The sequence below is a fragment of the Microbacterium yannicii genome, from assembly GCF_024055635.1.
Taxonomy (GTDB): Bacteria; Actinomycetota; Actinomycetes; order Actinomycetales; family Microbacteriaceae; genus Microbacterium; species Microbacterium yannicii.
Genome location: NZ_JAMXMB010000006.1, coordinates 1 through 19,162, shown reverse-complemented (window position 1 = coordinate 19,162; position 19,162 = coordinate 1). Strand labels below are relative to the sequence as shown.

Here is a 19,162-nt window from a genome sequence, read left to right as displayed (position 1 = left end):
AGGCATCTTCACTCCGCGGACGGATCGCCATCGCGGGTATCGGGCGCGTCCTCCGCCGGCGTGGAAGAAGTCGCACTGCGCGCGAGAGTCAGCAGAGCGCCCCGCTCCACTTTAGTCAACTCGCGGGCGCGCCCGGCTGGCAGGGTTCCCAGGTGGAGCGGTCCGAACTGCCGGCGCACGAGTTCGACGACCGGATGCCCGACCGCCGCCATCATGCGGCGCACGATGCGGTTGCGCCCCGAGTGGAGGGTGAGCTCGACGAGCGACTCCTCGCGTCCGGTCGCTGAGCCTGTCGAAGCGGACAGCAGCCGGGCCTTGTCGGCCGCGATCGGGCCGTCCTCCAGGTCGACGCCGCGCACCAGCTTCTGGACGGTCTGCGGCGTGACGCGGCCGTCCACTTTGGCGATGTAGACCTTGGTCACGCCGAACGACGGATGAGCGAGCACATGCGCGAGCTCGCCGTCATTGGTGAGTACGAGCAGGCCGCTGGTCTCGGCATCCAATCGCCCCACGTTGTAGAGCCGCTCGTCCCAGTCCTGGGTGAAACGGCGGAGGTCGGGGCGACCGCGGTCGTCCTTCATCGAGCTCACGACGCCGGTCGGCTTGTTGAGCATGACGTAGCGCTTGGACTGGTCGAGCTGCACGGCGGTGCCGTCGACGTCGACGAGGTCGTTCTCCGGATCGATGCGCGAGCCGAGCTCCGTCACGACCTCGCCGTTGACGCGGACGCGGCCGGCCACGATGAGATCCTCCGCCACCCGGCGCGACGCGACCCCGGCGTTCGCGAGCACCTTCTGCAGGCGTACGCCGTCGGTGGATTGCGCGCCCCATCCCTGTGGTGCTCCGTCGTTCATCGCCGTATCCCTTCGTCCATGGTGCCGCCGGCTTCGTCCGCCCTCGACACCTCGTCCGCCCTCGACACCTCGTCAACGCCGTCCAGCAGCGGCGAGATGTGGGGCAGCTCGTCCAGTGAGTTGATGCCGAGGTGCACCAGCAGCGCGTCGGTCGTCCCGTAGTTGATGGCGCCAGTCTCGGCATCCGCGAAGAGTTCGGTGATGAGTCCGCGCGCGAGCAGCGTGCGCACGACCGAGTCGACGTTGACCGCGCGGATCGACGCGACCTGGCTGCGCGTGACCGGCTGCTTGTACGCGATGACCGCGAGCGTCTCGAGCGCCGCCTGCGACAGTCGCGACGGCGCCTGACCACCGACGAACTCGCTGACGAGGTCATCGAGCTCCTCACGGACGTACAACCGCCAGCCGCCGCCGACCTCGCGCAGCTCGAAGCCGCGCACCGGCCCGCCCGACTTGCCGTCGTAGTCGTCGACGAGCGTCTCGATCGCCTGCCGCACCGCCGGCACGGGCGCACCGACCGCGGCCGCCAGGCTCACCAGGCTCTGCGGCTCCTCGACGATCAGCAGGATCGCCTCGAGCCGCCGCGCGACATCGGTCGCCGTCACAGCAGCGTGCACACCCGTGGTTGCCGAGCTCCCACCGCCGGTTGCTGAGCTTGTCGAAGCATCATCGGTCATAGTCGGCCCCCAACGTGGCGAGGTTCTCGTCGCTCCAGCGCTGCGCGCTCCAGCGGAGGGTCAATTCGCCGAGTGGCTCGAGCTGTTCGAACGACAGGGCGGCGTGGCGGTACAGCTCGAGCACCGAGAGGAATCGCGCGACCACGACACCCGGTTGCCCGACGCCCGCGATCAGCTCGCGGAACGTCAGCGATCCGGCATCCCGCAGCAGCGTCACCACGATCGCGGCCTGCTCGCGGATGCTGATGAGCGGCGCATGCAGATGATCGAAGCCGATCCGGGGAATCTCCTTGGGCGTCATCGCGAGCAGCGCGAGCGCGGCGAAATCGTCGGGGCTCAGCGACCACACGAGCTCGGGCACCGCCTGGCGGTACTTCTCGTCGAGGCGCACCGACCGCGTGTGCCGCACGCCCTCGCGGCGAAGGCACCGCTCGAACCACGTGGACACCTCTTTGAACGCCCGGTACTGCAGCAGCCGCGCGAAGAGCAGGTCGCGCGCCTCCAGCAGTGCGACGGACTCGGCGTCGACGAGCTCGCCCTGGGGCAGGAGTCCGGCGACCTTCATGTCGAGCAGGGTCGCGGCGACGACGAGGAACTCGGATGCCTCATCCAGATCCTCGTCGGGACCCAACTGGCGCAGATAAGCGATGAACTCGTTGGTCACGAGCGACAGTGAGACCTCGGTGATGTCGAGCTCGTGCTTGGAGATGAGGGTCAGCAGCAGGTCGAACGGTCCGTCGAAGTTCGCCAGGGCGACGCGGAACCCCGCCTCGGTCGCGGACTCCTCACCCCTCACGGGGCCCGCAACGGTCCCTGAGCTCGTCGAAGGGTCAGGCGACAGCACCACGGGCGACCAGCTCCCGTGCCAGCCGCAGGTAGGCCTGCGCGGCAGCGTGCTCCGGCGCGAACTCGGTGATCGGCATGCCCGAGACCGAGGCATCCGGGAACTTGACGGTGCGGCCGATGACCGTCTCGAGGACGTCGTCGCCGAACGCGTCCACCACGCGCTCGAGCACCTCGCGCGAGTGCAGGGTGCGGGCGTCGTACATCGTCGCGAGCACGCCGTCGAGCGTGATCGTGGGGTTCAGACGGTCGCGCACCTTGTCGATCGTCTCGATCAGCATCGCGACGCCGCGCAGGGCGAAGAACTCGCACTCGAGCGGGATGACCACGCCATGGCTGGCGGTGAGGGCGTTGACGGTCAGCAGTCCCAGCGAGGGCTGGCAGTCGATGAGCACGACGTCGTAGTCGGCGGACACCTTGCGCAGCGCACGTGAGAGGGTCTGCTCGCGGGCAACCTCGTTGACGAGGTGGACCTCGGCGGCCGACAGGTCGATGTTCGCCGGGATGACATCGAGATTCGGGACGCGCGAGTGGACGACGACCTCGTGCGGGTCGCGCTTGCTGTCCAGCAGCAGGTCGTAGATCGTCGGGATCTCGTGCGTCTGAATGCCGAGGCCCGCCGACAGCGCGCCCTGCGGGTCGAAGTCGACCGCGAGCACCTTGCGGCCATAGCCGGCGAGCGCGGCGGCGAGGTTGATGGTGGTGGTCGTCTTGCCGACGCCGCCCTTCTGGTTGCAGAGGGCGATGATGCGAGCGGGGCCGTGACCGTCGAGCTTCGGTGGAGTGGGGAAGCCGTGGTACGGACGACCGGTCGGCCCGATGGGAACCTCGGACTCCGAGGCCTTCCCCGATCTGGTCTTCGCCGTGCTGTCAGCCACCGTGCTCCCGCTTCCTCGTGCTCGCTCGATCCTAGTGGGCCGTCCGCGAAATCCTTCAGCAAAGCGCCGCGGCAGCGGGAGATGAGCGCTCTCCGCTCCCCCCGGCGACGGCTACCGCGCGCGGGGGCTACCGCGCGCGGGGGTGGGAGGTCGCGTACACGTCGCGCAGCGCGTCCACCGACACGTAGGTGTAGATCTGGGTGGTCGCCACCGACGCATGTCCCAGCAGCTCCTGCACGACGCGCACGTCGGCGCCGCCCTGCAGCAGGTGAGTGGCGAACGAGTGACGCAGGGTGTGCGGCGACACGTGCGCCGTGAGGTGGGCGCGCTCGGCTGCGGACTGGATGATCAGCCAGGCGCTCTGGCGCGACAGCGGTGCTCCCCGCGCGCCGAGGAACAGCTTGGGCGTCGAACGGCCTCGCAACGACAGCTCCGGACGGGCACGCGTGAGGTAGGCGTCGACGGCGGCGCGGGCGTATGAGCCGACCGGCACGATCCGCTCCTTCGATCCCTTGCCGCGCACCCTCAGCACGTCGCCGTGCGACACGTCGTCGACGTCGAGCTGGACGATCTCCGATACCCGTGCGCCGGTCGCGTACAGCAGCTCGAGGAGCGCACGATCCCGCGTGCCGACCAGGTCGCCCTGCGCCGCGGCCGCCGTACCCGCGGCGTCGGCGTCGGTCGACGGCGCCGGGCCGGCGGCATCCAGCAGCTGCTCGACCTGCTCGATCGTGAGCGCCTTCGGCAGCCGCCGGGGCTGCTTCGGCGGACGCAGGTTGGACGACGGATCGGCCGGCTCGCTGCCCTCGCGCGCGAGGAAGCGGTGCAGTCCGCGAACCGATGACTGGAGGCGGGCGAGCGACGACGCGGCGATCGGAGGCCGCCCGGCCGCCCGGTCGGCGATGAAGCTGGCGAGGGTCACCGCGGTGACTTCGGCCGTGTCTTCGATGCGCTGCTCGCGCAGCCACCCCGCGTAGCCCGAGAGATCGCGACGGTACGCGGCGATCGTGTTCTCAGACAGACCGCGCTCGATCGCGACATGCCGCAGGTACGCGTCCACCGCACGGTCGACCTTCACCTCAGGCGACCTTCCTCGCAGGCGAGCTTCATCTCACGCGACCGGTGCGTCCCCCGCGCCGCCCGTCTTCGAGTCCCGAAGACGCTCCGCCGCGGCCAGCACACCGACCGCGAGGATGCCGTTGCGCAGCCGGCCGGCGAAGATGCCGGCCACGGCGTCGGCGATCGGCACCCATTCCAGACGGATGTCGGCCTCTTCGTCCTCCCGCGCATGCACGTCGTCCGCCGGGGTCAGGCCTCGGGCGAGGAAGAGGTGCACGATCTCGTCGTTCCCGCCCGGTGTGGTGAAGATGCTCACCAGCGGCTCCCACGAGGAGGCGACGAGGTCGACCTCCTCGGCCAGCTCGCGCTGGGCCGTCTCGAGCGGCGACTCCCCCTCGATGTCGAGGAGACCCGCGGGAATCTCCCAGTCGCGGAGCCGGATCGGATGACGGTACTGCTGGATCAGCAGCACCTTGCCGTCCTCGTCCACCGCGACGACGGCCGCGGCACCGGGATGATCGACGTACTGGCGCACGATCTGTCCGTCACCGTACGCGACGGTGTCGCTGCGGACGTCCCACACCCGTCCTTCGTAGACCAGCTGGCTGTCGACGATGGCGGCATCGACGGGCTCGTCCGCGAGCAGCGACGGCGTCGGCGCGGCCGGAGCGCCGGGCTGCGGCATCCGCTCGTCCGTCACGTCACCGCCCCGCGAGCTCATCGAACGGCTCCACCTCGAACAGCTCGCTCGCGCGGTGACGCTCGAGCGCCGCACCGACCAGCCCGCGGAACAGCGGGTTGGCGTCCGTCGGGCGCGAACGCAGCTCCGGGTGCGCCTGGGTCGCGATGTAGTAGGGGTGGACGTCACGCGGAAGCTCGACGTACTCGACGAGGTCGAGGTCGGGGTTGATGCCCGAGAACACGAGTCCGGCGTCGGCGATCCGGTCGCGGTAGCGGTTGTTCACCTCGTAGCGGTGGCGGTGGCGCTCCGAGGCACGGGTCGAGCCGTACACCTCTGCGGCGATCGAACCCTGCGTCAGCTCCGCCGGGTAGAGACCGAGGCGCATGGTGCCGCCGAGGTCGCCGTGATCGAGGATGTCGACCTGCTCCTCCATCGTCGCGATGACGGGGTGCTCGGTGTCGGGGTCGAATTCGCTCGACGACGCGTCGGCGATGCCGGCGACGTGACGCGCGTATTCGATGACGATGCACTGCAGGCCCAGGCAGATGCCGAGCGTCGGGATGCCCTGCTCGCGCGCGAACTTCAGCGCACCGATCTTGCCTTCGATGCCGCGGATGCCGAAGCCGCCGGGGATCACGATGCCGTCGAGCGGCGCGAGCGCCTTGGCCGCACCCTCCGGCGTCTCGCACTCGTCGGACGGGATCCACCGGATGTTGACGTGCGTCTCCTGCGCGAACCCGCCCGCCTTCAGCGCCTCGGTGACCGAGAGGTAGGCGTCCGGCAGGTCGATGTACTTGCCGACCAGACCGATCGTGACCTCGTGCTTGGGGTTGTGCACGGCGCTGAGCACGCGCTGCCAGCGCGACCAGTCGACGTCGGCCGCCTTGGACAGCCCGAGCGTGCGGACGATGTACTCGTCGAGACCCTGCTCGTTCAGCATGGACGGGATGTCGTAGATGCTCGGAACGTCGACCGCGTTCACGACCGCGCCCTCGTCGACGTCGCACATCAGCGCGATCTTGCGCTTGTTGGACTCGGTCACCGGGCGGTCGCTGCGCAGCACCAGCGCATCGGGCTGAATGCCGATGGAGCGCAGCGTCGCGACGGAGTGCTGCGTGGGCTTGGTCTTCTGCTCGCCGGACGCGCCCATGAACGGCACGAGCGACACGTGCACGAAGAAGACGTTGTTGCGGCCGAGCTCATGACGGATCTGGCGGGCCGACTCGATGAACGGCTGCGACTCGATGTCGCCGACCGTGCCGCCGATCTCGGTGATGATGACGTCCGGCTTCGGTGTCGCGTCGGCCTGAAGGCGCATGCGCCGCTTGATCTCGTCGGTGATGTGCGGGATCACCTGCACGGTGTCGCCGAGATACTCGCCACGGCGCTCCTTGGCGATCACCTGCGAGTAGATCTGGCCCGTCGTGACGTTGGCAGCCTGGCTCAGCTCGATGTCGAGGAAGCGCTCGTAGTGGCCGATGTCGAGATCGGTCTCGGCGCCGTCGTCGGTCACGAACACCTCGCCGTGCTGGAACGGGTTCATCGTGCCCGGATCCACGTTCAGATAGGGATCGAGCTTCTGCATCACGACGTGCAGACCGCGCGCCGTGAGGAGGTTCCCGAGGCTCGCGGCGGTGAGGCCCTTGCCCAACGAGGAAACGACACCACCCGTCACGAAGATGTGCTTGGTGGTGTCGTTCGAACTGTCGCCGCGGGAAGAACCAGAAGTCTGCATCACGGGCTTTTATCCTATCAGGCGGTTTTTTCGATGAGCTCCGCAGAAGCTGAGGACACGCGGAGGCGGGGCGCCGAATCTCAGTCGGCTTCAGTGCGGAGGCCCAGCAGCTCGCGGGCGTGGGTGAGGGCGGCGTCCGAATCCGGCATGCCCGACAGCAGCCGGGCCATCTCGGCCTCGCGATCGGCACCGTCCAGGCGACGGACATCGGATGCTGTCACCGACCCGTCGTTCGCTTTCACGACGGTGAGATGGTTGGCGGCGAATGCGGCCACCTGGGCGAGGTGGGTGACCGCGATCACCTGCGAGGACTCCGACAGACGGGCGAGGCGCCGGCCGACCTCGATCGCCGCGGCGCCGCCGATCCCGGCGTCCACCTCGTCGAAGACGAACGTCGGCACCGGGTCGACGGCCGCGATCACGACCTCGATGGCGAGCATGACGCGGCTCAGCTCTCCCCCGCTGGCGCCGCGCGAGACGGCGCGCGGCTCCGCGCCCGGGTGCGGCGCGAGCAGGATCGCGACATCGTCGCGCCCCGAGGCCGTCTCCGCTCCGGGCGTGACGGCGACCTCGAGGCGGGCATCCGGCATCGCCAGAGCATGCAGCTCCGTCGTCACGGCGGACCCCAGCCGCGCGGCCGCCTCGGTCCTCGCCGCGGTGAGCACGGCGGCGGTCTCGTCGAGAGCGGCGGCCGCGGCATCCTGGTCCTCGGTCAGCCGCTCGATGCGGTCGGAGTCGTCGTCGAGCTCTGCGAGGCGCGACGAGCCGGTGTCGAGCAGGTCGATCGCGGCATCGAGGGTGCCGTGGGCGCGCACGAGCCCGGCCAGCACCGCGCGCCGCTCCTCGACGGCCGCGAGCTCATGTGGGCCCGACTCGTCGAGGTCGGCGAGATAGCCGGCGAGGGCTGCGGCCACGTCGGCGACGCGATAGCCGAGGTCGGCGAGCTGTCCGGCGAGCTCTTCGAGCACCGGATCGTGGACACGTTCGAGCACACGGCGGGATTCGGCCAGGAGCGTGGCCGCGTCGGGCTCGTCGCCCTCGCCCGACAGGCCGTCGTGAGCGGTCGCGGCGGCGACCCGCAGCTCTTCCGCGTTCGCCAGCCGCTCCGCGCGGGCGGCGAGCTCGGCGTCCTCACCCGGTTGGGGGGCGGCCTGCTCGATCTCTGCCAGCTGTGCCCGCAGCTCTTCGGCCTCGCGGGCGCGGATATCGCGCGCGTCGGTGAGCTGCGACAGTTCGCGGTCGATCGCGCGCCAGTGCTCGAACGCGCGCCGGTAGGCATCGCGCGCGGTGTGGACGGCCTCGCCACCGAACCTGTCGAGCGCGTCGCGCTGGGCGGCCGCCGAGCGCAGACGCAGCTGGTCGGACTGGCCGTGCACCACCACGAGCTCGTCGGCGAGGTCGGCGAGCACGCCGGCCGGGGCGGCGCGCCCGCCGACGGAAGCCCGGCCGCGCCCCTCGCTCGAGATGGAGCGGCCGATGTAGAGCTCGGCGCGGCCGTCGCCGATCGGCTCGACGTCGCCGCCCGCCTCGCGCACGCGCGCGGCGACGGGCCCGTCCTCGGGCACGATCCACACGCCGTCGACGGTGGCCTGCGAAGCGCCGGCGCGGACGGCGCCGGAGTCGGCGCGCTGACCCAGCAGCAGACCCAGGCCCGTCACGACCATCGTCTTGCCCGCGCCGGTCTCCCCCGTGATCGCGGTGAAGCCCGCGCCGATGGGCAGCGTCGCCTCAGCGATCACGCCGAGGTCGCGCAGGCGCATCTCCTCGATCACGGCGCCACCTCGGATGAGACGGGCAGCACGCCGGTGATCGCCGCCGGCCCCCGCCAGCCCTCGACGGGCAGGCGGAACTTGCGCACGAGCCGATCGGTGAACTGCGCCGGATGCAGGCGCGCCAGGCGCACCGGACGGTCGGAGCGACGCACCACCACGCGCGCGCCGGGCGGCAGATCGTGCGAGCGGCGGCCGTCGCACCAGAGGATGCCGGTGCCATTGGTGCGTTCGAGCACCTCGATCGCCACCGAGTGCTCCGGACCGACGACGAGCGGCTTGGCGAACAGCGCGTGCGCAGAGAGCGGCACCACGGCGATCGCCTCGACGGTCGGCCAGATGACCGGGCCGCCCGCGGAGAAGTTGTAGGCGGTCGACCCCGTGGGCGTCGACACGACCATGCCGTCGCAGCCGAACGTCGAGAGCGGTCGGCCGTCGATCTCGACCACGACCTCGAGCATCCGCTCGCGACTGGCCTTCTCGACCGTGGCCTCGTTGAGTGCCCACGTCTCGTAGATCACCGAGTCGGCGGTGTCCTTCACGCGCACCTGCAGCGCCATGCGCTCCTCGACCTCGTACTCCCGGGCGATGACGCGACGGACCGCCTCGTCCATGTCGTCGCGCTCGGTCTCGGCGAGGAAGCCGACGTGGCCCATGTTGATGCCGAGCACAGGCGCGCGCCCGTCGCGCACCAGCTCCGCCGCGCGCAGGATGGTGCCGTCGCCGCCCAGCACGATCGCCAGCTCGACCTCGCCGACCGGCACATCGCGTCCCAGCAGCGCCACATCGCCGAGCGTGGAGCCCGCCGCCAGCAGTTCCTCTGCGTCGTCGGGCGCGAACACCGGCCGTGCACCGGCCTCGCGCAATGCGTCGACGACTCTCTCAGCGGCGGTCACCGTCTCGGCACGATGCGCATGTGCGACGACCAGGATGCTGCGCTCGGTGTGCCCCGGAGTCCGGGCCTGCGCGTGCGCCGGCGTGTCGTGCGGTGCGTCGGCGTTGTTCATCGGCTCCCCGCCAGTCGGTTCACAGTGCCTGACCATTCTGTCGGATTGCTTCCCCGCCCCGGCGCGAGGTGGGCGATGAACTCGGAATTGCCGTGCGTGCCCGCGATCGGGGAGGAGACGATGCCGCACGTGCCGAGCCCCGCGTCCCACGCCGACCACAGCACCCGCGCCACCGCATCGGCGCGCAGCACGGGGTTGGTCACGAGGCCGCCCTTCACCGCGGTGCGACCGACTTCGAACTGCGGCTTGATGAGAAGGACGAGATCCGCATCGGATGCCGCCACCGCCGTCGCGGCCGGCAGCACGTGGCCCAGCGAGATGAACGAGAGGTCCCCCGTGATCACGGACGGCGCGGCAGCCACACCGCTCGCCTCGGCGAGCGAGTCGGACGTCATGTAGCGGACGTTGAAGCCCTCGATCGCGACGACACCGGGGTCGTCGGCGACGGATGCCGCGAGCTGGCCGTGACCGACATCCACCGCGATCACCGGCTCAGCACCGCGCTCGCGGAGCACCTGGGTGAACCCACCGGTGGACGCGCCCATGTCGAGCGCCACACGGCCACGGACGTCGACGTCGAAGGCGTCAAGTCCGGCGATGAGCTTGTGCGCCGCGCGGCTGACGTAGTGATCGGCACCGGCCACCTCGATGAGGCTGTCGTCCCCCACCGGCGTCGAGGCCTTCACCACCGGCCGGCCGTCGACGCTCACGAGTCCGTCTGCGATCAGTGTCGCGGCCTGCGTGCGCGAGCGCGCGAGACCGCGGGCGGCGAGAGCGGCGTCCAGCCGGCTCGTCATGACGAAGAGCCGGGGGTCGCCTCGAGGCGGCGGGCGAGCGTGTCGTGCAGGGCGTCGTAGGCCTCGGCGCGCGTGGCCAGCGGCTGCGCCTCGATCACCTCGAGGCTCGACAGGAGGTCGCCGGTCTGGTCGTCACGCGGGCTGGCCTGATCCATTCCCCCAGAATACGGGGCACCACGACAGCCGACCGGATTCGACGCGGCCGGGCTGACCCGGCACGGTGTCAGGGCCGGTGGAACGGGTCGGCGTACAGCCGCTCCGGTACGCGGAACCCGAAGATCGCACGGCCGCTCGCCCAGATCGCGGCGGCGCCCGCTCGCACCAGGTCGATGGGGCGATCCCCCTCGCTGAGAATGCGGATGTCGGCGCCGTCGATCGCCACTCGCGCGTCGCGCACGCTGGCGATGCCGTCCTTCACCTGCACGTCGGGATACGGCTCGTGAAGCTCGCGAAGATCGCCGAGGATGTAGGTGGGCCGCGAGTCCTCGGGGGCGGCCAGTACGTGCTTGGGCCGGTCGACGCCGGTGAGCACGAGCGCGGAGGCGATGCCGGCACGGTTCGCGCCGAGGATGTCGGTGTCCAGGCGATCACCGAGGAAGAGCGGATGCCGCGCCCCGAACCGTGCGACAGCCTCGTGGAAGATGGGCGTCTCCGGCTTGCCGGCCACGGTCGCGAGCCGGCCCACCGCGGTGTGCACCGCGGAGACCAGCGTGCCGTTGCCCGGGGCGATGCCGCGTGACTGCGGAATCGTCCAGTCGGTGTTGGTGGCGACCCAGGGGATGCCACCGTCCTCCTCGGGCGTGTGGAGGGCGAACGCCGCTTCGGCGAGCTGCGTCCATCCGACCTCGGGCGCGAACCCCTGCACGACCGCCGCCGGGGCGTCGTCGGCACTTCGCGTGACGACGAAGCCCGCCTTCTCGACCTCGACGACGAGCCCGTCGCCTCCGACGACGAGCACCGTCGAACCCGGTGCGATCCTCTCAGCGAGCAGCCGCATCGCGGCCTGCGGGCTGGTCACGACATCCCGCGGGGCGGTCTGCAGCCCGAGCTCGGTCAGGTGCGCCGCCACCGACGCGTCGGTGCGCGCCGCGTTGTTCGTGATGTAGGCGAGGGATCTGCCGCCCCGTGCGCGATTCAGGCTCTCGACCGCGTACGGCAGCGCTCCTGCGCCGGCGTACACGACCCCGTCGAGATCGGCGAGCACCACATCGACGCCATCGAGCGGGGCGGGCGTCGCCGTCCGCCTGCCGAAGAGCGCCATCAGCGCCCGGCCTCGTCGATGTCTGCGTCGGCCTCCGCATCCGCGCTTGCGTCAGCTTCGGGCTGCGGCTCATCGACGCCGGCCTCCTCGAGGATCTCGGCCACCTCGTCTGCGACCGAGAACTCCTCCTGGGGGCTCAGCTCGGGCTCGGGCTCAGGTGCGGCTTCGTCGTCGGCATCGGTCTCGGCGTCCTCGGTGTCGTCGACCGAGCCGTCCTCGTCCTCGGTGCCGACCTCGTCCTCGGCGTCGGCTGAGTCGTCGCCGTCCTCGGAATCATCGTGTTCCTCGACCTCGTCGGAGAACTCGTCCTCGTCGTTCTCCTCGAGGATTTCCTCGACGAGCACCGTCTCGAGGTCCCCGAGTCCGGTTGCCGCGTCGATCGCGTCTCCGGCGACGATGGCGCGACGCTGCCACTGGGCGGCCTCTTCGGTGCGTCCGAGCTCCTCGAGCACCGCGGCTCGTGCGGCGAACAGTCCCGGGCTCCATTCGAAGGCGCGATCGGGATCGAGCTCGGGGATGTCGAGCTCCTGGAGAGCACGCTCCGGCTCGCCGAGATCGAGGCGAGCGCCCGACATCGCAATGGCCAGCTCGACGCGGACGGGCGTGTCCAACGTGGCGCGGTCGACGGAACGACCGACCTCCAGGGCACGGTCGGCACGGCCGACTCCCCGCTCGCTGTCGACCATGAGGGCGATCTGGTCGTCTCGACCCGAGATGCGCCGATAGGTGCGCAGCTCGCGCAGCGCGAGCGCGAAGTCGCCGATCGCATAGGCAGTGATCGCGAGCGTCTCCCGCACCACGGCGATGCGCCCGGCCCGACGTGACGCCGACAGCGCGTGCTGGTGAGCCAGGGCGGGATCCTCGTCGATGAGCTCCGACGCCATTGCCAGGTGGCGCGCGACCTCGTCGGCGTTCTCCTTGCTCAGCGTCTTCAGCTCGTTCCGCGCGGCCGGCGGCAGGTCGCGGGCGGTGACGTCATCCGGGATGTACGGATCATCGTGCCGCGGACGGATCGCGCGGATCTCACCCTCCCGCACCTCACGATCGGGACGGTTCGCCCCGCCACGCGTCGGGCGGGCGCTGCGCTCATACGGCTTGCGGTCCCCGCCATCGCGCGGCGTGTACGAACGCTCACCGTCGCGGGGGGCGTAGCTGCGGTCGCCGTCACGCTTCTGGTACGGCTTGCGGTCCCCGCCATCGCGAGGCGTGTAAGGACGGTCGCCCTCGCGCTTCTGGTACGGCTTGCGGTCACCGTCGCGAGGTGCGTACGGACGGTCGCCCTCGCGCTTCTGGTACGGCTTGCGGTCCCCGCCGTCGCGTGGGGTGTAGGGCTTGCGGTCGCCGTCGCGGGCAGCGTACGGGCGGTCGCCGTCACGCTTCTGGTACGGCTTCCGGTCCCCGCCTTCACGCGGGGTGTAGGGCTTGCGGTCCCCGTCACGGGGAGCGTACGCACGGTCACCGTCGCGCTTCTGGTACGGCTTGCGGTCACCGCCATCGCGAGGCGCGTAGGGGCGGTCGCCGTCACGCTTCTGGTACGGCTTCCGGTCACCGCCGTCGCGTGGGGCGTAAGGCTTGCGGTCCCCGTCACGGGGAGCGTACGGACGGTCACCGTCACGCTTCTGGTACGGCTTCCGATCGCCGCCGTCGCGCGGCGTGTAAGGCTTGCGGTCCCCGTCGCGCGGAGCGTACGGACGGTCGCCATCACGCTTCTGGTACGGCTTCCGATCGCCGCCATCGCGCGGGGTATACGGCTTGCGGTCCCCGTCACGGGGAGCGTACGCACGGTCACCGTCACGCTTCTGGTACGGCTTCCGATCGCCGCCATCGCGCGGTGCATACGAGCGGGCACCGTCACGCGCAGCGGAAGGACGATCGCCGTCGCGTTTCTGGTACGGCTTCCGATCCCCGTCGCGCTTCTGGTACGGCTTGCGGTCGGCTCGTGCCGGCGACTGCTTCCCGTCGGATCGTTCGCTCGGCGCGCGTCTGTCGTCGCGCGGCTCCTGCTCGGCCATTCTTCGATCCTCCTGGATGTGGTCTGCCTCGGCAATCCACCGTGTTAACGCGTAATGGCCACCCTTGGGGGGTGGCCATTACGTGAATGGGTGTCCGGCGGTGTCCTACTCTCCCACAGGGTCCCCCCTGCAGTACCATCGGCGCTGAGAGGCTTAGCTTCCGGGTTCGGAATGTGACCGGGCGTTTCCCTCTCGCTATGGCCGCCGAAACTCTTTCGATGTTTCAGTCTTCACAACGTGAAAAACAATGTTCTGTTGTGTTCCCGACCGTACATCGGGAACCACTCAGTGGACGCAAGCACCAGAAACGGTGTGTTATCAAGTCATCGGCTTATTAGTACCAGTCAGCTGCACGCATTGCTGCGCTTCCACATCTGGCCTATCAACCCAGTAGTCTGGCTGGGAGCCTCTCACCCGAAGGTATGGAAGTCTCATCTTGAGGCCGGCTTCCCGCTTAGATGCTTTCAGCGGTTATCCATCCCGAACGTAGCTAACCAGCGGTGCACTTGGCAGTACAACTGGCACACCAGAGGTTCGTCCAACCCGGTCCTCTCGTACTAGGGTCAGATCCTCTCAAACTTCCTACGCGCGCAGCGGATAGGGACCGAACTGTCTCACGACGTTCTAAACCCAGCTCGCGTACCGCTTTAATGGGCGAACAGCCCAACCCTTGGGACCTACTCCAGCCCCAGGATGCGACGAGCCGACATCGAGGTGCCAAACCATGCCGTCGATATGGACTCTTGGGCAAGATCAGCCTGTTATCCCCGAGGTACCTTTTATCCGTTGAGCGACAGCGCTTCCACAAGCCACTGCCGGATCACTAGTCCCGACTTTCGTCCCTGCTCGACCTGTCAGTCTCACAGTCAAGCTCCCTTGTGCACTTACACTCGCCACCTGATTACCAACCAGGTTGAGGGAACCTTTGGGCGCCTCCGTTACTTTTTGGGAGGCAACCGCCCCAGTTAAACTACCCACCAGGCACTGTCCCTGAACCGGATTACGGTTCGAAGTTAGATATCCAGAGTGACCAGAGTGGTATTTCAACAATGACTCCACGAATACTGGCGTATCCGCTTCACAGTCTCCCACCTATCCTACACAAGCCACACCGAACACCAATACCAAGCTGTAGTAAAGGTCACGGGGTCTTTCCGTCCTGCTGCGCGTAACGAGCATCTTTACTCGTAATGCAATTTCGCCGAGTTCGCGGTTGAGACAGTTGGGAAGTCGTTACGCCATTCGTGCAGGTCGGAACTTACCCGACAAGGAATTTCGCTACCTTAGGATGGTTATAGTTACCACCGCCGTTTACTGGGGCTTAAATTCTCAGCTTCGCCTTGCGGCTAACCGGTCCTCTTAACCTTCCAGCACCGGGCAGGCGTCAGTCCGTATACATCGTCTTGCGACTTGGCACGGACCTGTGTTTTTAGTAAACAGTCGCTACCCACTAGTCTCTGCGGCCACCACACCCTTTTTGAGGCAAGCTCATATAAGTGGATGGCCCCCCTTCTCCCGAAGTTACGGGGGCATTTTGCCGAGTTCCTTAACCACGATTCTCTCGATCTCCTTGGTATTCTCTACCTGACCACCTGAGTCGGTTTGGGGTACGGGCGGCTAGAACCTCGCGTCGATGCTTTTCTTGGCAGCATAGGATCACCCACTTTTCATCCGCATCGTGTCTCAGCCTGTATGAGTCACGGATTTGCCTATGACTCGGCCTACGCACTTGCCCCGGGACAACCATCGCCCGGGATGGGCTACCTTCCTGCGTCACACCTGTTAATACGCTAACCGCACCAGAATGGGGTCGTGCGCTAGGCCCACAGCATCACCCCGAAGGGATCCGTCAATGGGATTCAGACACTTAGCACTACTGGATTAGTTTGGGCGGTTCTTCGCCGGTACGGGAATATCAACCCGTTGTCCATCGACTACGCCTGTCGGCCTCGCCTTAGGTCCCGACTTACCCAGGGAAGATTAGCTTGACCCTGGAACCCTTGGTCTTTCGGAGGACGTGTTTCTCACACGTCTTTCGCTACTCATGCCTGCATTCTCACTCGTGTGGCGTCCACGGCTGGGTCACCCCGCCGCTTCACTCGCCACACGACGCTCTCCTACCCATCAACACGGCTGGACCACGAAGGCCTACCAATAATGTCAATGCCACAACTTCGGTGGCGTGCTTGAGCCCCGTTACATTGTCGGCGCGGAATCACTTGACCAGTGAGCTATTACGCACTCTTTCAAGGGTGGCTGCTTCTAAGCCAACCTCCTGGTTGTCTAAGCAACTCCACATCCTTTCCCACTTAGCACGCGCTTAGGGACCTTAGATGGTGGTCTGGGTTGTTTCCCTCTCGACTATGAAGCTTATCCCCCACAGTCTCACTGCTGCGCTCTCACTTACCGGCATTCGGAGTTTGGCTGACGTCAGTAACCTTGTAGGGCCCATCGGCCATCCAGTAGCTCTACCTCCGGCAAGAAACACGCAACGCTGCACCTAAATGCATTTCGGAGAGAACCAGCTATCACGAAGTTTGATTGGCCTTTCACCCCTATCCACAGCTCATCCCCTCAGTTTTCAACCTAAGTGGGTTCGGCCCTCCACGACGTCTTACCGTCGCTTCAGCCTGGCCATGGATAGATCACTTCGCTTCGGGTCTAGGACATGCGACTGAATCGCCCTATTCAGACTCGCTTTCGCTACGGCTACCCCACCCGGGTTAACCTCGCCACATATCGCTAACTCGCAGGCTCATTCTTCAAAAGGCACGCTGTCACCCCTACTAAGGAGGCTCCAACGGTTTGTAAGCAAACGGTTTCAGGTACTATTTCACTCCCCTCCCGGGGTACTTTTCACCTTTCCCTCACGGTACTTGTCCGCTATCGGTCATCTGGGAGTATTTAGGCTTATCAGGTGGTCCTGACAGATTCACACGGGATTTCTCGGGCCCCGTGATACTTGGGATACTCTCCACGTCAGAACACGCATTTCGACTACGGGGCTGGCACCCACTCTGGCCCGCCTTTCAAGACGGTTCGTCTATACGCTTCTGTCACGTCGACCACTCGGCAGAATGGTCCGGAAAGTCCCGCAACCCCCCACATGCAACGCCTGCCGGCTCTCACACACATGAGGTTTAGCCTGATCCGATTTCGCTCGCCACTACTCACGGAATCACTGTTGTTTTCTCTTCCTGTGGGTACTGAGATGTTTCACTTCCCCACGTTCCCTCTACCCGCCCTATATATTCAGGCGGGAGTCACCAGGCACGCACGCGCCCTGGCGGGGTTTCCCCATTCGGACACCCTCGGATCAAAACTTGCTTATCAGTTCCCCGAGGCTTATCGCAGATTGCTACGTCCTTCTTCGGCTCCAGATGCCAAGGCATCCACCGTTTGCTCTTAAAGACTTGAAATCACATGAGTTTCATCAAGAATCGAACCCGAACCAAAAGGTCCGGGCTGAAATTGACTAATGATCTTTAAGATCATCTATAACAAGAACAATCCCGAAGGATCATCTTGAAGATGCTCGCGTCCACTGTGTAGTTCTCAAAGTACGGGCGGTACCCCCCAACCCCACCACCACAAAGGTGCAGAATCAGAAGGCCCATGAGGAGTGACCCCCACACCCACCACCCCAAAAGGGCGGCAAGCGCAGCGTCCGGTCCCTCAGGACCCAACAGCGTGCCGACGCCCCGCTCACCAGAACCCACCCTCCAACCACACCCCGAAGAGTGCGGCGTACTAGTAGACCCCAGCTGCGCTGACGCCATGTCAAATGTTCCACCCTTGAGCCCCAGCCACACACGAACGGTGTGGTACTGAGTCCTGGAACCCCCGAAGAGGTCCAAGTGCTCCTTAGAAAGGAGGTGATCCAGCCGCACCTTCCGGTACGGCTACCTTGTTACGACTTAGTCCTAATTACCGATCCCACCTTCGACGGCTCCCTCCACAAAGGGTTGGGCCACCGGCTTCAGGTGTTACCGACTTTCATGACTTGACGGGCGGTGTGTACAAGACCCGGGAACGTATTCACCGCAGCGTTGCTGATCTGCGATTACTAGCGACTCCGACTTCATGAGGTCGAGTTGCAGACCTCAATCCGAACTGGGACCGGCTTTTTGGGATTCGCTCCACCTCACGGTATTGCAGCCCTTTGTACCGGCCATTGTAGCATGCGTGAAGCCCAAGACATAAGGGGCATGATGATTTGACGTCATCCCCACCTTCCTCCGAGTTGACCCCGGCAGTATCCCATGAGTTCCCACCATTACGTGCTGGCAACATAGAACGAGGGTTGCGCTCGTTGCGGGACTTAACCCAACATCTCACGACACGAGCTGACGACAACCATGCACCACCTGTTCACGAGTGTCCAAAGAGTCCCCTATTTCTAGGGTGTTCTCGTGTATGTCAAGCCTTGGTAAGGTTCTTCGCGTTGCATCGAATTAATCCGCATGCTCCGCCGCTTGTGCGGGTCCCCGTCAATTCCTTTGAGTTTTAGCCTTGCGGCCGTACTCCCCAGGCGGGGAACTTAATGCGTTAGCTGCGTCACGGAATCCGTGGAAAGGACCCCACAACTAGTTCCCAACGTTTACGGGGTGGACTACCAGGGTATCTAAGCCTGTTTGCTCCCCACCCTTTCGCTCCTCAGCGTCAGTTACGGCCCAGAGATCTGCCTTCGCCATCGGTGTTCCTCCTGATATCTGCGCATTCCACCGCTACACCAGGAATTCCAATCTCCCCTACCGCACTCTAGTCTGCCCGTACCCACTGCAGACCCGAGGTTGAGCCTCGGGATTTCACAGCAGACGCGACAAACCGCCTACGAGCTCTTTACGCCCAATAATTCCGGATAACGCTTGCGCCCTACGTATTACCGCGGCTGCTGGCACGTAGTTAGCCGGCGCTTTTTCTGCAAGTACCGTCACTTTCGCTTCTTCCTTGCTAAAAGAGGTTTACAACCCGAAGGCCGTCATCCCTCACGCGGCGTTGCTGCATCAGGCTTCCGCCCATTGTGCAATATTCCCCACTGCTGCCTCCCGTAGGAGTCTGGGCCGTGTCTCAGTCCCAGTGTGGCCGGTCACCCTCTCAGGCCGGCTACCCGTCGACGCCTTGGTGAGCCATTACCTCACCAACAAGCTGATAGGCCGCGAGCCCATCCCCAACCAAAAAATCTTTCCAAACGTTGACCATGCGATCACGTCTCGTATCCAGTATTAGACGCCGTTTCCAGCGCTTATCCCAGAGTCAGGGGCAGGTTGCTCACGTGTTACTCACCCGTTCGCCACTGATCCACCCAGCAAGCTGAGCTTCACCGTTCGACTTGCATGTGTTAAGCACGCCGCCAGCGTTCATCCTGAGCCAGGATCAAACTCTCCATAAAAAATGAAAACCACCAACAACCCGGGAAAACGGGCCGAAAGCAGCGAGTTCAACCATGACCAAAAACGAATATCAAACTGACATCCATGAATTGATCCAAAAAGGACCCCCACCAACCAAACAAATGGTCAGCGAGGATACAAAAATTGGCATTTGACAAGTGCACGCTGTTGAGTTCTCAAAGATCGGACGCACCA

13 protein-coding genes and 3 rRNA genes are annotated in these 19,162 nt (G+C 66.1%); all 16 read right to left on the bottom strand.

The features are described 5' to 3' along the window. Positions 1-8 precede the first annotated feature (8 nt). A complete protein-coding gene (locus NCG93_RS01585; protein ID WP_241742217.1) occupies positions 9-854 on the bottom strand; it encodes a pseudouridine synthase in 846 nt (281 codons plus the stop codon). After that, positions 851-1,531 (bottom strand): SMC-Scp complex subunit ScpB, encoded by a 681-nt coding sequence (gene scpB / locus NCG93_RS01580; RefSeq protein ID WP_206687854.1) that lies wholly within the window; start codon positions 1,529-1,531, stop codon positions 851-853. The genes NCG93_RS01585 and scpB overlap by 4 nt, the downstream gene beginning before the upstream one ends. Next, complete coding sequence (locus NCG93_RS01575) at positions 1,521-2,327, bottom strand: segregation and condensation protein A (RefSeq protein ID WP_194415953.1); 807 nt, start codon at positions 2,325-2,327, stop codon at positions 1,521-1,523. The genes scpB and NCG93_RS01575 overlap by 11 nt, the downstream gene beginning before the upstream one ends. Positions 2,328-2,361: 34 nt before the next feature. Next, positions 2,362-3,252, bottom strand: coding sequence for a ParA family protein (locus NCG93_RS01570; protein ID WP_194415955.1), 891 nt, complete (start codon positions 3,250-3,252; stop codon positions 2,362-2,364). A 127-nt stretch (positions 3,253-3,379) separates the two neighbouring features. Beyond that, positions 3,380-4,330 carry a site-specific tyrosine recombinase XerD gene (gene xerD / locus NCG93_RS01565; RefSeq protein ID WP_194415957.1) on the bottom strand — a complete coding sequence of 317 codons (951 nt, stop codon included), beginning with the start codon at positions 4,328-4,330 and terminating at the stop codon, positions 3,380-3,382. A 33-nt stretch (positions 4,331-4,363) separates the two neighbouring features. Next, positions 4,364-4,996, bottom strand: a complete 633-nt coding sequence (locus NCG93_RS01560) for an NUDIX domain-containing protein (protein WP_194416120.1) — start codon at positions 4,994-4,996, stop codon at positions 4,364-4,366. 16 nt (positions 4,997-5,012) lie between these two features. Further along, the gene (gene pyrG, locus NCG93_RS01555; RefSeq protein WP_194416122.1) at positions 5,013-6,728 is read right to left on the bottom strand and encodes a CTP synthase; all 1,716 of its coding nucleotides are present in this window, start codon (positions 6,726-6,728) and stop codon (positions 5,013-5,015) included. Positions 6,729-6,808: 80 nt separating this feature from the next. Beyond that, entirely contained in the window at positions 6,809-8,500 is a 1,692-nt protein-coding gene (recN, locus tag NCG93_RS01550) for a DNA repair protein RecN (protein WP_194415959.1), read from the bottom strand. Next, positions 8,497-9,504, bottom strand: coding sequence for an NAD kinase (locus tag NCG93_RS01545; RefSeq protein WP_194415961.1), 1,008 nt, complete (start codon positions 9,502-9,504; stop codon positions 8,497-8,499). The genes recN and NCG93_RS01545 overlap by 4 nt, the downstream gene beginning before the upstream one ends. Continuing rightward, entirely contained in the window at positions 9,501-10,301 is an 801-nt protein-coding gene (locus NCG93_RS01540; RefSeq protein WP_194415964.1) for a TlyA family RNA methyltransferase, read from the bottom strand. Before NCG93_RS01540 ends, NCG93_RS01545 begins: the two co-directional genes overlap by 4 nt. Next, the gene (locus tag NCG93_RS01535) at positions 10,298-10,456 is read right to left on the bottom strand and encodes a hypothetical protein (RefSeq protein ID WP_194415966.1); all 159 of its coding nucleotides are present in this window, start codon (positions 10,454-10,456) and stop codon (positions 10,298-10,300) included. The genes NCG93_RS01540 and NCG93_RS01535 overlap by 4 nt, the downstream gene beginning before the upstream one ends. Before the next feature lie 68 nt (positions 10,457-10,524). Then, a complete protein-coding gene (locus NCG93_RS01530; RefSeq protein WP_194415968.1) occupies positions 10,525-11,562 on the bottom strand; it encodes an HAD-IIA family hydrolase in 1,038 nt (345 codons plus the stop codon). Next, complete coding sequence (locus tag NCG93_RS20275; RefSeq protein ID WP_308212078.1) at positions 11,562-13,574, bottom strand: primosomal protein; 2,013 nt, start codon at positions 13,572-13,574, stop codon at positions 11,562-11,564. Before NCG93_RS20275 ends, NCG93_RS01530 begins: the two co-directional genes overlap by 1 nt. 92 nt (positions 13,575-13,666) lie before the next feature. After that, positions 13,667-13,783, bottom strand: a 5S ribosomal RNA gene (gene rrf, locus NCG93_RS01520). Positions 13,784-13,888: 105 nt separating this feature from the next. Then, positions 13,889-16,993: ribosomal RNA gene (locus tag NCG93_RS01515) — 23S ribosomal RNA — on the bottom strand. Positions 16,994-17,442: 449 nt separating this feature from the next. Continuing rightward, positions 17,443-18,966: ribosomal RNA gene (locus tag NCG93_RS01510) — 16S ribosomal RNA — on the bottom strand. The 16S, 23S and 5S rRNA genes sit together here, the layout of an rRNA operon. Positions 18,967-19,162 lie beyond the last annotated feature (196 nt).

Excerpts from the sequence above, each read along its gene's own strand:
- NCG93_RS01585 (WP_241742217.1), bottom strand. The coding sequence starts at position 854 with ATGAACGACGGAGCACCACAGGGATGGGGCGCGCAATCCACCGACGGC.
- scpB (WP_206687854.1), bottom strand. The coding sequence starts at position 1,531 with ATGACCGATGATGCTTCGACAAGCTCAGCAACCGGCGGTGGGAGCTCG.
- NCG93_RS01560 (WP_194416120.1), bottom strand. The coding sequence starts at position 4,996 with ATGCCGCAGCCCGGCGCTCCGGCCGCGCCGACGCCGTCGCTGCTCGCG.
- pyrG (WP_194416122.1), bottom strand. The coding sequence starts at position 6,728 with ATGCAGACTTCTGGTTCTTCCCGCGGCGACAGTTCGAACGACACCACC.
- NCG93_RS01545 (WP_194415961.1), bottom strand. The coding sequence starts at position 9,504 with ATGAACAACGCCGACGCACCGCACGACACGCCGGCGCACGCGCAGGCC.
- NCG93_RS01540 (WP_194415964.1), bottom strand. The coding sequence starts at position 10,301 with ATGACGAGCCGGCTGGACGCCGCTCTCGCCGCCCGCGGTCTCGCGCGC.
- NCG93_RS01535 (WP_194415966.1), bottom strand. The coding sequence starts at position 10,456 with ATGGATCAGGCCAGCCCGCGTGACGACCAGACCGGCGACCTCCTGTCG.
- NCG93_RS01530 (WP_194415968.1), bottom strand. The coding sequence starts at position 11,562 with ATGGCGCTCTTCGGCAGGCGGACGGCGACGCCCGCCCCGCTCGATGGC.
- NCG93_RS20275 (WP_308212078.1), bottom strand. The coding sequence starts at position 13,574 with ATGGCCGAGCAGGAGCCGCGCGACGACAGACGCGCGCCGAGCGAACGA.